The organism is Pseudomonas sp. PS1(2021) (assembly GCF_020405165.1).
GTDB lineage: Bacteria > Pseudomonadota > Gammaproteobacteria > Pseudomonadales > Pseudomonadaceae > Pseudomonas > Pseudomonas aeruginosa.
In genome coordinates, this window is record NZ_CP084484.1 from 5,781,679 (window position 1) to 5,795,580 (window position 13,902).

The 13,902-nt window shown below is 68.9% G+C and carries 14 protein-coding genes; 4 read left to right on the top strand and 10 right to left on the bottom strand.

Features of this window, described 5'->3' with window-relative positions; all coding sequences use genetic code 11:
- Nucleotides 1–12 precede the first annotated feature (12 nt).
- Entirely contained in the window at nucleotides 13–1,080 is a 1,068-nt protein-coding gene (locus LE197_RS27530; protein WP_016264030.1) for a YeiH family protein, read from the top strand.
- Here the strand turns inward: LE197_RS27530 and LE197_RS27535 are convergent.
- The 5 genes from LE197_RS27535 to LE197_RS27555 all read right to left on the bottom strand — a co-directional run bounded on the left by LE197_RS27535 (nucleotide 1,054) and on the right by LE197_RS27555 (nucleotide 5,467).
- A complete protein-coding gene (locus LE197_RS27535; protein WP_016264029.1) occupies nucleotides 1,054–2,019 on the bottom strand; it encodes an acylcarnitine hydrolase in 966 nt (321 codons plus the stop codon). The genes LE197_RS27530 and LE197_RS27535 overlap by 27 nt on opposite strands.
- 5 nt (nucleotides 2,020–2,024) lie before the next feature.
- Nucleotides 2,025–2,504 carry a thioesterase family protein gene (locus LE197_RS27540; RefSeq protein ID WP_003117175.1) on the bottom strand — a complete coding sequence of 160 codons (480 nt, stop codon included), beginning with the start codon at nucleotides 2,502–2,504 and terminating at the stop codon, nucleotides 2,025–2,027.
- Between the two features lie 50 nt (nucleotides 2,505–2,554).
- Nucleotides 2,555–3,520, bottom strand: a complete 966-nt coding sequence (locus LE197_RS27545) for an L-carnitine dehydrogenase (protein WP_003096713.1) — start codon at nucleotides 3,518–3,520, stop codon at nucleotides 2,555–2,557.
- 51 nt (nucleotides 3,521–3,571) lie between these two features.
- Entirely contained in the window at nucleotides 3,572–4,456 is an 885-nt protein-coding gene (locus LE197_RS27550; protein ID WP_057386713.1) for a 3-keto-5-aminohexanoate cleavage protein, read from the bottom strand.
- A 72-nt stretch (nucleotides 4,457–4,528) separates the two neighbouring features.
- On the bottom strand, nucleotides 4,529–5,467 hold the full coding sequence (locus LE197_RS27555; RefSeq protein ID WP_057386714.1) for a choline ABC transporter substrate-binding protein: 939 nt from the start codon (nucleotides 5,465–5,467) through the stop codon (nucleotides 4,529–4,531).
- A gap of 210 nt (nucleotides 5,468–5,677) precedes the next feature.
- Here LE197_RS27555 and cdhR point away from each other — a divergent pair, with 210 nt between their 5' ends.
- Nucleotides 5,678–6,688: an HTH-type transcriptional regulator CdhR gene (gene cdhR / locus LE197_RS27560; protein ID WP_003114442.1), complete on the top strand. Its 1,011-nt coding sequence runs from the start codon at nucleotides 5,678–5,680 to the stop codon at nucleotides 6,686–6,688.
- Here the strand turns inward: cdhR and argE are convergent.
- The 5 genes from argE to cls form a co-directional block, all read right to left on the bottom strand.
- Nucleotides 6,618–7,772 carry an acetylornithine deacetylase gene (gene argE, locus LE197_RS27565; protein WP_003106035.1) on the bottom strand — a complete coding sequence of 385 codons (1,155 nt, stop codon included), beginning with the start codon at nucleotides 7,770–7,772 and terminating at the stop codon, nucleotides 6,618–6,620. The two genes, cdhR and argE, sit on opposite strands and share 71 nt — an antisense overlap.
- Before the next feature lie 56 nt (nucleotides 7,773–7,828).
- Nucleotides 7,829–8,503 carry a DUF1028 domain-containing protein gene (locus LE197_RS27570; protein WP_003106037.1) on the bottom strand — a complete coding sequence of 225 codons (675 nt, stop codon included), beginning with the start codon at nucleotides 8,501–8,503 and terminating at the stop codon, nucleotides 7,829–7,831.
- A gap of 13 nt (nucleotides 8,504–8,516) precedes the next feature.
- Nucleotides 8,517–8,939 carry a RidA family protein gene (locus tag LE197_RS27575; RefSeq protein ID WP_057386716.1) on the bottom strand — a complete coding sequence of 141 codons (423 nt, stop codon included), beginning with the start codon at nucleotides 8,937–8,939 and terminating at the stop codon, nucleotides 8,517–8,519.
- A complete protein-coding gene (locus LE197_RS27580; protein ID WP_003122387.1) occupies nucleotides 8,939–10,291 on the bottom strand; it encodes a flavin-containing monooxygenase in 1,353 nt (450 codons plus the stop codon). The genes LE197_RS27575 and LE197_RS27580 overlap by 1 nt, the downstream gene beginning before the upstream one ends.
- Nucleotides 10,292–10,584: 293 nt before the next feature.
- Nucleotides 10,585–12,057: a cardiolipin synthase gene (gene cls, locus LE197_RS27585; protein ID WP_003121332.1), complete on the bottom strand. Its 1,473-nt coding sequence runs from the start codon at nucleotides 12,055–12,057 to the stop codon at nucleotides 10,585–10,587.
- Nucleotides 12,058–12,210: 153 nt separating this feature from the next.
- Between cls and LE197_RS27590 the strand changes: the two genes are divergently transcribed.
- Together LE197_RS27590 and LE197_RS27595 are read left to right on the top strand one after the other, a co-directional pair.
- The gene (locus tag LE197_RS27590) at nucleotides 12,211–12,681 is read left to right on the top strand and encodes a DUF1348 family protein (RefSeq protein WP_003096740.1); all 471 of its coding nucleotides are present in this window, start codon (nucleotides 12,211–12,213) and stop codon (nucleotides 12,679–12,681) included.
- A gap of 221 nt (nucleotides 12,682–12,902) precedes the next feature.
- Nucleotides 12,903–13,880: a dipeptidase gene (locus tag LE197_RS27595; protein WP_003106042.1), complete on the top strand. Its 978-nt coding sequence runs from the start codon at nucleotides 12,903–12,905 to the stop codon at nucleotides 13,878–13,880.
- Nucleotides 13,881–13,902: the final 22 nt, after the last annotated feature.

Sequence of the window (13,902 nt, forward strand, 5' to 3'; positions counted from 1 at the left end):
GAGGAGCGAAGGATGCACACCCTCCCCGTCAAGACTGGTACCAGACCCCTGGCCCAGGTCCAGAAACTCATCCCCGGCCTGCTGCTCAGCGCCGCCCTGGCCGGCGTGGCGATCCTACTGGGTCGTTCGCAATGGTTGCAGCACAACGGCATCAGCGCGCTGACCCTGGCCATCGTGCTCGGCATCGTCGTCGGCAACACCCTGTACCCTCGGATCGCCGCCGGCAGCGCCGCCGGTGTCGGCTTCTCCAAGCAGATCCTGCTGCGCGCCGGGATCATCCTCTACGGCCTGCGCCTGACCTTCCAGGACATCGCCGGCGTCGGATTGCACGGCGTGCTGCTGGACGTCCTGATGCTCGCCAGCACCTTCGGCCTGGCGTGCCTGCTCGGCACCCGGCTGTTCGGCCTGGACCGCACCACCACCCTGCTGATCGGCGCCGGCAGTTCGATCTGCGGCGCCGCCGCGGTGATGGCCACCGAGCCGGTCGTGCGTGGCCGCGCCGAACAGGTCGCGGTGGCGGTTTCCACCGTGGTGGTGTTCGGCACCCTGGGCATCTTCCTCTATCCGGCGCTGTTCCAGCTCGACCAGGACTGGGGGCTGCTACCGCGCGACCCTGGCACCTGGGGCGTGTACATCGGTGCCACGGTGCACGAGGTGGCCCAGGTGGTCGCCGCGGGTCGCTCGATCGGCATCGAGGCAGCGGATACCGCAGTGATCGCCAAGATGGTCCGGGTAATGATGTTGGCGCCCTTCCTGATCCTGCTCTCGGCCTGGCTGGCACGCGACAAGGCGCACCGCCGGCAGCACAGCGGCGCGACCAAGATCACCATTCCCTGGTTCGCCGTCGGCTTCGTACTGGTCGCCGGGCTCAACTCGCTGGTCAGCCTGCCGCCGGCGCTGGTCAGCCACGTCAACGACCTCGACACCTTCCTCCTGGCCATGGCAATGGCCGGCCTCGGCCTCGGCACGCACCTCTCGGCGATCCGCCGCGCCGGCCTCAAGCCGCTGCTGCTGGCCGCCCTGCTATTCGCCTGGCTGGTGCTCGGCGGTGGATTACTCACCCGCCTGGCGCTCGCCTGAGTCCTCCGCCAGGAAGCCCTGCACGGCCTGCCGCAAGGCCTCGTGCAGGGCTTCCACCTCATCGATGCCGTGGCCGCGCAGGCAGCCATGGACCAGCCCGCTTCCCGGATAGAACCCTGCCTCGCCACCCGCCGCGCGTAGCGCTGCGCCATAGCGCTCGCCGTCGTCGCGCAGCGGATCGAATTCGGCAACCGCCACGAAGGCCGGCGGCAGGCCAGTGAAATCAGCGGCCTCCAGGGGTAGCGCCAGTGGCTGTCGGTGCAGCGCCGCCAGCGGCAGGTAGGCGTCCAGGCACGCCTGCACATCGCCGAGGCCGAGCAACGGCGCGTCGGCGCAGTCGATCCGCGAGGGCGATGGCGCAGCGGACAGCAAGGGATAGAGCAATATCTGCGCGGCCGGCGACGGCGCGCCGCCATCGCGCAGGGCCAGGCACAGCGCCGCCGCCAGGTTGCCGCCGGCGCTGTCGCCGGCCACCAGCAGGCGTCGCCCATCCAGCGCTTCGTCCAGCTCGCCCAGGCTCAGCGCCTGCCAGGCACGCAGGCAATCCTGCAATGCCGCCGGGAACGGATGCTCCGGCGCCAGTCGGTAATCCACCGCCAGCACCAGCAGGCCCAGGCGCGCCGCCAGGTCGGCGCAGATGAAATCGTGTGAATCGAGGCCGCCGAGCATCCAGCCGCCACCGTGCAGGTAGAGCAGCGCCGGCCAGCCACCGGGCGGTGCCGGGCGGTCGGGGCGATAGCGGCGCACGCGCACCGGCGGCGCGGCCGGCAAGCAGGAGTCGAGCACCCGCAAACCGGCCGGGCGCGGCGGCGCGAACGCCTGGCACATCCGCGCGTAGGCCGCACGTTGCGCATCCAGGCGCGGACTGTCGCTGGCGAACGCCCGGCTGTGCTCGACGAAGCGCCACATCGCCGGAGACAGCGGATACTTCGCAGCCATCGCGCTCAGCGCACCGGCGGCAGGCCGATCACCCGACCGACACCTTCCGGCACGGGGAGCGCGCGATGTGCCTCGGCGAGCGCCTCGACCCGCGCCAGCACCTCGCCTTCGAACGGTACCGAGCGCGGGCCGTCGAGGCTGACGTGGAGCAGCATCTGCTCGCTCAGCGCCAGCGCCTGCCCGCTGCCAGGCAGGTACAGGGCATGGTGGATATGCAGGCGCTTGCGATCGTGACCGAGCAGTTGCGTACGCACCTCGACCCTGGCGCCCTCCTTCACCTCATGGAGGAAGTTCAGGTGGCATTCCAGGGTGAACAGCGAGTGTCCGCTGGCGTCGCGGTTCTGGCTGTCCAGGCCGATATGCGCCATCAGCGCATCGGTGGCGTAGCTGAACACCAGCAGGTAGAACGCATCGCGCAAGTGGCCGTTGTAGTCCACCCACTCGGGCAGGACCGGCGTCTCGTAGGTCGTCAGGACTTGGCTCATGGCAGGCTCCGTGGTTGCGCTACGTCCGGCGGGGCGGAAGGCGCGTCATGTCACTCGGCGAAGGCGAAGCCGTGCCGGGCCTTGGTTTCCCTGATCGCCCCGAGCACCGCCAGCAGGCAGTCGTCGCGGTAGCGCTCGAGCTCGGCGATGCTGCGCGCGCCCTGCTGCTCGGCGGTGCCCTCCACCACCCGGTCGATCAGGGCTTCGGTGAGTTCCGGCGCCGGCAGGTAGGTCCAGGGCAATTGCAGCGCCGGGCCGAACTGCGCCATGAAGTGGCGCATGCCGGCGTTGCCACCGGCCAGGGTGTAGGTCAGGAAGGTGCCCATGAACGACCAGCGCAGGCCGGCGCCGAAGCGGATCGCATCGTCGATCTCGCCGGTCGTGGCCACGCCGTCGTTGACCAGGTGCAGCGCCTCGCGCCAGAGCGCCTCGAGCAAGCGGTCGGCGATGAAGCCGGGCACTTCCTTGCGTACGTGCAGCGGACGCATGCCCAGCGATTCGTAGACCCGCATCGCCGCCCGCACGGCCTCGGCAGCGGTGCGTTCGCCGCCGACCACCTCCACCAGCGGCAGCAGGTAGACCGGGTTGAACGGGTGGCCGACCAGGCAGCGCTCGGGGTGGCTCGCCTCGGCGTAGAACTCGCTGGGCAGCAGGCCCGAGGTGGAGGAACCGATCAGCACGTCGGGCCGCGCCGCGGCGCTGATCCTGGCGTGCAGGTCGAGCTTCAGGTCGAGCCGCTCGGGGGCGCTCTCCTGGATGAAATCGGCGTCGCCCACGCATTCCTCGATGCTCGCGACGAAGCGCAGACGCTCCTGCGCCGCGCCGGGCGCCAGGCCCTGTTTCCGCAAGGCCGGCCAGGCATTGGCGACGCGCGCGCGCAACGCCGCTTCGGCGCCCGGCGCCGGATCCCAGGCGACGACGTCGAGGCCGTGGGCCAGGGCGCGGGCGATCCAGCCGCTGCCGATGACGCCGCTACCGAGGGCGGCGAAGGTCTTGATCTCGGTGACGAAGGACATGGACATCTCCAGAAGGTTGTTCCCGCCCCCGACGGGGCGGGGAGGAAGAAATCAGCGCGGCTTCAGGTTCATCCTGCGGCGCCCTTCCGCCGGGCTCAGGGCACGCCCGCCGAGGCGCTCGATGATCTCGATGGCGCGCTCCACCAGGCTGCCGTTGCTCGCCGGCACGCCCTTGTCCAGCCAGATGTTGTCCTCCAGGCCGACCCGCACGTTGCCGCCCAGCAACATGGCCTGGGCGACCATCGGCATCTGCGTGCGGCCGATGCCGAAGCCGGCCCAGGTCGCCCCCGGCGGCAGGTTGTCGGCCATCGCCTTCATGGTCGTGGTATCGGCCGGCGCGCCCCAGGGAATGCCCAGGCAGATCTGGAACAGCGGATCCTCCAGCAGCCCTTCCTTGAGCATCTGCTTGGCGAACCAGAGGTGGCCGGTATCGAAGATTTCCAGCTCGGCCTTGACCCCCAGCTCGGTGATGCGCCGGGCGCCGGCGCGGAGTTGCGCAGGGGTGGAGACGTAGATGTAGTCGCCGTCGCCGAAATTGAGGGTGCCGCAGTCCAGGGTGCAGATTTCCGGCAGCAGCTCCTCGACATGCCTGAGCCGCTCCAGCGGGCCGACCAGGTCGGTGCCGGCACCGAACTCCAGGGGCTGCTCGCCCTTGCCGATCTCCAGGTCGCCGCCCATGCCGGCGGTGAGGTTGATGATCACGTCGGTGTCGCTTTCGCGGATACGCTCGACCACTTCACGGTACAGTGCCACGTCGCGGCTGTGCTTGCCGGTGGCGGGGTCGCGGACATGGCAGTGGGCGACGGTGGCGCCGGCCCTGGCCGCCTCGATGGCGGCCTCGGCAATCTGTTTCGGAGTGACCGGGATCGCCGGATGCCGGCCGACGGTATCGCCGGCGCCGGTCACCGCGCAGGTGACGATGACTTCATGGTTCACGGTGGTAGCTTCCTGTATTCGGGGTCTACGAAGCCCCGCCCGGCCGCGCCGGGCGGAACGGATAGGTGCGGGTTACTTCAGCGAGGCCTGGAGCGCGGCCAGGCCGTCCTTGCCGTCGAAGGTTCTCACGCCATCCAGCCAGGCCTTCAGCGGCTCGGGGTTGGCCTTCAGCCACTGCCGCGCGGCGTCGAGGGGCTGGGTGCGATCGAGGATCGGCGCCATCACCTGGCTGACCTGGGCGCTGCTGAAGCGCAGGTTGTGCAGCAGCCGGGCGACATTGCCGCACTGCGCCTGGTAGCCGGCGGCGGTCATGGTGGAGACGGTGGCCGCGCCTTCGTCGGGACCGAACACATCCTCGCTGCCGGTGAGGTAGGTCATGTCGATCTGCAGGTTCATCGGATGCGGCTTCCAGCCGAAGAACACCACCCACTGCTTGCGCTTGATCGCCCGCTTCACCGCCGTGAGCATCCCGGCCTCGCTGGACTCCACCAGCTGGAAGCCCTTCAGGCCGAAACGGTTGTCGTCGATCATCTTCCGGGTGATGCGGTTCGAGCCGCTGCCCGGCTCGATAGCGTAGATGCGGCCGCCAAGCTTGTCCTTGAAGCGGGCGATGTCGGCGAAGGTCTTCAGCCCGCCCTCGGCGACGTAGCTCGGCACCGCATAGGTGGACTGCGCGTCGGCCAGGGTCGGCGGCTCGATCACTTCGATCCGGCCTTTGTCCAGGTAAGGCCTGGCGACCGGCTGCATGGTCGGTTGCCAGTAGCCGAGGAACAGGTCCAGCTGCTTGTCGGCCAGGCCGGCCAGGACGATCTGTTGCGAGGCGCTGGTCTGCTTCACCTGGTAGCCCAGGCCGTCGAGCAAGGCCTCGGCCACGGCGCTGCTGGCGACCACGTCGGTCCAGTTCACCGTGCCCAGGCGCACCGTGCGGCACTGCTCGGGTTCGGCGGCCAGGGCGGCGCCACTGGCCAGGATCAGCAGGGCGCAGCCCAGCTGGCGAATCGTCGTCTTCATCGGTCTCCCCTCGTGCGGCTATTGATTGTTTTTCTGCGAGGTGGGCGCCGGCCCCTTGCGAGACCGACCCTGGCGACCAAGGTACGCAGCCGGGACGGCGGCGAAGCGCACTGCGGCGACCAGCTCTTGCACTGCAGCGACCTGGCCATTGCCAAGCGCGGCGGGCCTGCGCTACACACAGGCTGCGCAACCTCAACCCCGGAGCGCCCCATGTCCCAGGACTTCTGGTTTCTCCTGCTGCCCGGCTTCTCGGTAATGGGCTTCGTTTCCGCCGTGGAGCCACTGCGAGTGGCCAACCGCTTCCACGCCGACCTCTACCGCTGGCACGTGCTCAGCGCCGACGGCGGTCCGGTGCTGGCCAGCAATGGCATGTCGGTGAACAGCGACGGCGCGCTGGAGCCGCTGAAGAAAGGCGACCTGCTGTTCGTGGTGGCCGGTTTCGAGCCGCTGCGGGCGGTCACCCCGGCCCTGGTGCAGTGGCTGCGCAAGCTCGATCGCAACGGCGTGACCCTCGGTGGCATCGATACCGGCAGCGTGGTGCTGGCCGAGGCCGGTCTGCTCGACGGGCGCCGCGCGACCCTGCACTGGGAAGCCATCGACGCCTTCCAGGAGTCCTACCCGCAACTGAGCGTGACCCAGGAGCTGTTCGAGATCGACGGTCCGCGCATCACCTCGGCCGGCGGCACCGCCTCCATCGACCTGATGCTCGACCTGATCGCCCAGGCCCACGGTCCGCAACTGGCGGTGCAGGTTTCCGAGCAGTTCGTGCTCGGCCGCATCCGCCCGCGCCAGGACCACCAGCGCCTGCAGGTGGCGACCCGCTATGGCGTGAGCAACCGCAAGCTGGTGCAGGTGATCGGCGAGATGGAGCGGCATACCGAGCCGCCACTGACCACCCTGGAGCTGGCCGAGCGCATCCAGGTCACCCGCCGCCAGCTGGAACGGCTGTTCCGCGTGCACCTGGACGACACGCCCTCGAACTTCTACCTCGGCCTGCGCCTGGACAAGGCCCGCCAGTTGCTGCGCCAGACCGACCTCAGCGTGCTACAGGTGAGCCTGGCCTGCGGCTTCGAGTCGCCGTCGTACTTCTCCCGCAGCTACCGCGCGCGCTTCGCCGCCAGTCCCAGCCAGGATCGCGCGGTGCTGCCGCTCAAGGCTCCCGCAGCCACGCCGCCAGGCGCGCCAGCAGGGCATCGCACGCCTCGAGCTGAGCGAGGCTGACGAACTCGTCCGGCTTGTGGCCCTGGTCCATGCTGCCGGGACCGCAGATCACCGCCGGGATACCGGCCTGGTGGAACAGCCCGCCCTCGGTGCCGAAGGCCACGGTGGAGAAATCCGTCGAACCGCTGAGCAGGCCGATCAGCTCCGCCGCCTGGCTGTCGTCTGCGGTGAGCAGGCCGGGATAGGCCGATAGCGGCGTGAAGCGGATATCGGTACTTCGCTCCACCGCGCGCATCCGCGGCAGCAGTTCGCTTTCGGCATAGTCGCGGAGTTCCTCGGCGACCTGCCGCGGGTCGTCCGCCGGCAGCGCGCGGACCTCGAAGTCGAAGCGGCACTCGGCGGGCACGATGTTCAGCGCCCGGCCGCCCTGGATCAGTCCGGTCTGCACCGTCGAGTAGGGCGGGTCGAAACGCCGGTCGTGGCGCTCCGGCACCGCCAGGCGCGCGCCGATCTCGCCGAGGCGGCCGATCAGCCGCGCGGCGTATTCGATGGCATTCACCCCCTGCGGCGCGTAGGCCGAATGGCAGGCCGCGCCGTGCACCTCGCAGCGCATGGCCAGCTTGCCCTTGTGGCCGAGCACCGGCTTCAGCTCGGTGGGCTCGCCGATGATGCACAGCAACGGCTTGTGCGGACGCCGCTCCAGCGCCGCGAGCAGCGAACGGACGCCCAGGCAGCCGACTTCCTCGTCGTAGGAGAACGCCAGGTGCACCGGCAGGCGCAACGGCGCGGCGAGGAACGCCGGGACGGCCGCCAGCACGCAGGCCAGGTAGCCCTTCATGTCCGCCGTGCCACGCCCGTAGAGGCGGCCATCGCGCTCGCTGAGCCGGAACGGCGGCACGCTCCAGGCCTGGCCGTCCGCCGGCACCACGTCGGTATGCCCGGAAAGGCAGACGCCGCCACGGTCGCTGGGGCCGATGGTGGCATAGAGATTGGCCTTGCGGCCGTCGGCGTCGAAGAACAGTTCGCTGTCGACGCCGAAACCCGCCAGGTAGTCGCGGACGTAGTCGATCAGCGCCAGGTTGGACTCGCGGCTGACGGTGTCGAAGGCCACCAGGTCGGCGAGGATGTCGCGGCTGCCGGGCATGTCGGGCTCCAGGGCGCAGGTCTCGCGCTGCGCCGTCGAGGAAGGGAACGACCCGCTCACTCGTCGCCGGGCACGCCGTAGCTCGGCGCACGGGTCGGGTCGAGGGCGCGGGTCACATAGTCCTGCATCTGCGGCTTGTAGGCGAGCCACAGTCGCTCGAGCTGGCCGATGGGGTCGTGCTCGGCCCAGTCGACGCGCAGGTCGACCACCGGCCAGAGCAGGTCGCCGACCACCGACAGCGCCGCCGAATGCACCGGCCCGGCTTCGCCACCAGCGGCCAGCGCGGCACGCATCGCCGCCAGCAGGCGCTCGGCGAGCAGGCCTTCGGCGTTCTCGAAGGCATCCACCATCGCCTCGATCACTTCCGGCGCGGCCAGCAGGTTGCCGGCCGCCACGCATTGTTCGCCGGCCCGCGCATGGTGGACGCCGAGCGCCTCGCGGCCGGTGAACAACGCGGTGCGGCCGTGCTGGTCGATCACCGTGACCTGGCGATACTGGCCATAGCCGTTGCTGCTCAGCGCCTGGTCCAGCGCTTCGCCAGGGGCCAAGCCCTGGTCGAGGCGGTCGAGGATCTGCGGGCCGAGCGCCGGCAGGGTGATGTTCTGCGTAGCCACCGCGCCGGTGCCGGCGCGCAGCCAGGGACAACGGGCGCCGACGGCGATGCTCGACGAGCTGATGGCGATGCCCAGCTGGCCGGTTTCGGCGCAGCGGCCGACGATGGAAAAGGTCATGGCGCGCGCCTCCTCATTGCTGCCAGTCGTCGGGAATCACCGCGATCACGTCGATCTCCATCAGCCACTGCGGCTGGCCGAGGGCCGAGACCACCAGTCCGATGGAGATCGGGAACACCCCTTTGAGCCACTTGCCGACCTCGCGATAGACCGGCTCGCGGTAGCGCGGATCGATCAGGTAGGTGGTGGTCTTGACGATGTGCGAGAGGTCGCTGCCGGCTTCCTCCAGCAGTTGCTTGACGTTCTTCATCGCCTGCTCGGCCTGGGCGCGCGGGTCGCCGAGGCCGACCAGGTTGCCGTCGAAGTCGGTGCCGACCTGGCCGCGCACGTACACCGTGTTGCCGGCGCGCACGGCCTGGCAGAGATCGTTGTCCAGGGACTGGTTGGGGTAGGTGTCCTTGGTGTTGAACATGCGAATGCGGGTATGGGTAGGCATCAGCTGACTTCCTGGAGGCTGGTTTGCGGAGCTTGCGAGGCGCGGTCCTGTTCCTGGCGCTGGGCAGCGTCGCGGTATGCGAGGTACTTGCGCTGGATGGCGATGTGGTCGGCGACATGGCGCGCGTCGTGCCAGACGCCCCAGATGAACGAGGAGCCGCGCCGCGACAGCCAGGGCAGGCCGATGAAATACACGCCGGGTTCGCTGGACACGCCACGCTGGTGGCGCGGCTTGCCGTCGCGGTCGAAGGCATCGACCTGCAGCCAGCCGAAGTCGACGGCATAGCCGGTGGCCCAGATGATGCTGCCCACCCCGGCCTCGGCCAGGTCCAGTTCGAGGATCGGATCGGTCACGCACTGCGGGTCCGGCAGCCGGCGGCGCGCCTCGGGCTCTTCCGGCAGGTCAAGGCCGTTGCGGGCGATATAGGCGTCGGCGGCGTCGAGCAACGCCAGGTAGTTCTCGTCGCCGCGCGCCAGGTTCTCCGCCAGGTCCGGCCGGAAGGTCGCGACGCCGTCGACGAAGGATTCGGTCAGTCCGACCAGGGTCACGCCCTGATGCGCCAGGGCGCGGAAGTCCACGGTATGTCCGCCGCGGGCACCGCTCACGGCGATGGTCACATGCTCGCGCCCGGGCTTGGCGACTTCCGCATCCCATTCGCCGAGCACGCCCAGCCACCAGCAGAAGTCGCGGTTGCGGTAGGAACGCGGCGGACGGTCATGAGCGCCCACCGAGAGGTAGACCTGGCGCCCGGCACGTTGCAGCTCGTCGGCGATCTGTACCCCCGACGAACCGGCGCCGACCACCAGTACCGCACCTTCGGGCAGCTGCTGCGGGTTGTAGTAGTGGGCCGAGTGGATCTGCCGGATACGCTCGTCGCGCGGCGCGATCGGCGGGATCACCGGACGCTGGAACGGGCCAGTGGCGGCGACCACGCGGTTGGCCTCGATGGTCCCTGCGGAGGTGTCCACGGTGAAGCCGGGGCGGCCGACATTGCGCACCACCTTCCTCACCTCGACGCCGGTACGGATCGGCGCGTCGAATTTCTTCGCGTAGGCCTCGAAATAGGCCGCCACCTGGTCCTTGCCGGGGAAACCGTCGGGATCGATGTCGAATTCCATTCCCGGGAAGCGGTCGTGCCAGGCCGGGCCGTTGGCCACCAGCGAATCCCAGCGTCCGCTGCGCCAGGCCTCGGCGATGCGGTTGCGCTCCAGGACCAGGTGCGGCACGCCGAGCCGGCTCAGGTGCTCGCTCATCGCCACGCCGGCCTGGCCGGCGCCGACGACGAGGGTGTCGGTCTTTTCCACGGTCCCGTCCGTGCGCGAGGGCAAGGCGGTGCGATTCAGGTCGGTCATGGCTCGGTTCCTCGGACTCTGGTCGTTCTTGTTCTGCGGTTGCGTGATGGCCGCATTCTGTTCAGAGCCGGGGAATAGCGAAATTATGATTTTTGTAGTCGCTGGCTAGGGAAAAGCTGCACGCCCGCGCGGTCGGCGGGCGGCAGAGGCGTCGCTCAGGACCTGCCGACGATCTGGCGAGCTGGAGAAACCGGGCGAAAACGGACGGGGAAGCGGAGTCCCCGAACGGCAACCGAGCTTTCCGAAGCCGTTTCCAACGCGGTTTTGCCGACGTACAGAGTTCGCGAAGGTTTTCAGAGGATCGGCGAGACCAGCCGCGCCACGCGCATCCCCAGTTGCTGCAGGCGGCGCACGCTGCGGCGGTCTTCCGGAGTGAATTCGAGCGACTCGGCGAAGTCCGCCTCGAGCATCGCCTCCACCTCGCCGGCGAAGCCCTCGTCGACGGTCACCACCATCACCTCGAAATTCAGCCGGAACGAACGGTTGTCCAGGTTGGCGCTGCCGACGGCGGCGGTGTCGCGGTCCACCAGCACCACCTTCTGGTGGAGGAAGCCGGGCTGGTAGCGGAACACCTTGACCCCGGCACGGATCGCCTCCAGCGCGTAGAGGCTGGACGCGGCATACACCGTGCGGTGGTCCGGGCGCGAGGGTATCAGCAGGCGCACGTCGACGCCGCGCAGCACCGCCAGGCGCAGGGCGGCCATCACCGCTTCGTCGGGAACGAAATACGGCGAGGTGATCCAGACCCGCTCGTGGGCGGCGTTGATCATCTCGACGAAGAACAGCGAGCAGGTTTCCTGGGCATCCGCCGGACCGCTGGCGACTACCTGGCAGAGCGCGCCCTCGCTGTCGTACTGCGGCGGCAGGATCAGCGGCGGCAGGCTGTGGGTCGCCCAGTACCAGTCCTCGGCGAAGCTTTCCTGCAGGCACGCCACCGCCGGCCCGCGCAGTTCCATGTGGGTGTCGCGCCAGGGCGCCAGCGGCGGCTTCTCGCCGAGGTACTCGACGCCGACGTTGTGCCCGCCGACGAAACCGCACTCGCCATCCACCACCACGACCTTGCGGTGGTTGCGGAAATTCACCTGGAAGCGGTTGAGCATGCCGCTGCCGGTGCTGAAGCCATGCATCTGCACGCCGCCCTGGCGCAGCCGCTCGACATAGCGGTGCGGCAGCGCGTGGCTGCCGATGGCGTCATAGAGGAAGAACACCTCGACGCCGTTGGCCGCACGTTCCAGCAGCAGTTGCTGGAGGCGCTGGCCGAGGGCGTCGTCGCGGACGATGAAGAACTGCACCAGGATCACCTGGCGGGCGGCGGAAATCGCCTTGAACATCGCCTCGAAGCTGGCCTCGCCGTTGACCAGCAGGCGCACCCGGTTGTTCGCCAGGGTCGGCGTGCGGGTCATCCGCACCAGCGCCTTGAGCCCCTTGTAGCCGCTGACCTGGCGGGCCGCCAGGGCCTCCTCGACCCAGGGACGCCAGTCCAGCTCGGCGGCCGCCAGGTGCATCTCGCGGTTGGCCTGGCGCCGCGCCTCGATGTAGGCGTCGAAACGGCTGCGACCGAACACCAGGTACGGCAGCAGGGTCAGGTACGGCATGAATACCAACGAGGTGGCCCAGGCGATCGCGCCCTGGGCGGTGCGCACGGTGAGCACGGCATGGATGGCGGCGACGAAGCCGAGTACCTGGATACCGACCAGCAGCAGGCCGAGGTAGGTGGTGGAGGTCATTGCGCGAGGTCGATCCTTGTCCACTCCGGTGGCGGCCATCATAGCCCTCTCCGGGGTAGGTCTGGCCAGCCTGGCAAACAGCCAGGGGGCGAGGCGGGATTGGCAGGATCCGTGGGATCGACGTCATTCGGCCGCGCTCGCCCTGCCCTACGCTGTTCCCATCGAAAACCACCGCAGACCGAGGAGCCCGCCATGAGCGACGTCCGTCCCCCGCTTCCCCCCTTCACCGCCGAAACCGCCGCGCAGAAGGTCCGCGCCGCCGAGGACGGCTGGAACAGCCGTGACCCGCAGCGCGTCTCGCTGGCCTACAGCCCCGACAGCGTCTGGCGCAATCGCTCGACCTTCGTCCGCGGCCGCGAGCGGATCGTCGAATTCCTCAGCGGCAAGTGGCAGCGCGAGCAGGAGTACCGGCTGATCAAGGAACTCTGGGCGTTTACCGGCAACCGCATCGCCGTGCGCTTCGCCTATGAATGGCACGACGACTCGGGCAACTGGTTCCGCTCCTACGGCAACGAGAACTGGGCGTTCGACGAGCAGGGATTGATGTACGAACGTCACGCCAGCATCAACGACCTGCCGATCCGCGAGGACCAGCGGCTGTTCCGCTGGCCGCTGGGGCGCCGGCCGGACGACCATCCGTCGCTCGGCGAACTCGGCCTCTGAACCCGCGCCGGCAGGGGCGCGCGCACTCCCCGTTGCCGGCCCCGGGCGGCCAGCGCCTGTTCCATCCGCGACATTGCCCTCCGTCGTTGCGGTCGCACGCTTGACGCTTTCGGCACGACCCTGGTCGTTTTCGGGCCGGGTCGCGCCGGGCCCCGACGATATGCTGCCCCCAAAGCGTCGGCACAAGTCCCGGCGCGCCCAGCCTGAAAGGGGTATGCCAGATGAGCCCAGCCGAATTGCACGCCGACAGCATCGTCATCGACGGTCTGATCATCGCCAAGTGGAACCGCGAACTGTTCGAGGACATGCGCAAGGGCGGCCTGACCGCCGCCAATTGCACCGTATCGGTATGGGAAGGCTTCCAGGCGACGGTGAACAATATCGTCGCCAGCAACAAGCTGATCCGCGACAACAGCGACCTGGTGATCCCGGTGCGCAGCACCGCGGACATCCGCAAGGCCAAGGAGCAGGGCAAGACCGGCATCCTCTACGGTTTCCAGAATGCCCACGCATTCGAGGACCAGATCGGCTACGTCGAGGTGTTCAAGCAGCTCGGCGTGGGCATCGTGCAGATGTGCTACAACACCCAGAACCTGGTCGGCACCGGCTGCTACGAGCGTGACGGCGGGCTCTCCGGCTTCGGTCGGGAGATCGTCGCGGAGATGAACCGGGTCGGCATCATGTGCGACCTCTCCCACGTCGGCAGCAAGACTTCCGAAGAGGTCATCCTCGAATCGAAGAAGCCGGTCTGCTACTCCCACTGCCTGCCGTCCGGCCTCAAGGAACACCCGCGCAACAAGTCCGACGAGGAGCTGAAGTTCATCGCCGATCATGGCGGCTTCGTCGGTGTGACCATGTTCGCGCCGTTCCTCAAGAAAGGCATCGACTCGACCATCGACGACTACGCCGAGGCCATCGAGTACGTGATGAACATCGTCGGCGAGGACGCCATCGGCATCGGCACCGATTTCACCCAGGGCCACGGCCACGACTTCTTCGAGTGGCTGACCCACGACAAGGGCTACGCCCGGCGCCTGACCAACTTCGGCAAGATCGTCAACCCGCTGGGCATCCGCACCGTCGGCGAATTCCCCAACCTCACCGAGACCCTGCTCGAGCGCGGCATGCCCGAGCGCGTGGTGCGCAAGGTGATGGGCGAGAACTGGGTAAGGGTCCTGCGCGACGTCTGGGGCGAGTAACTCCCGGCCCACTCCCGACTCG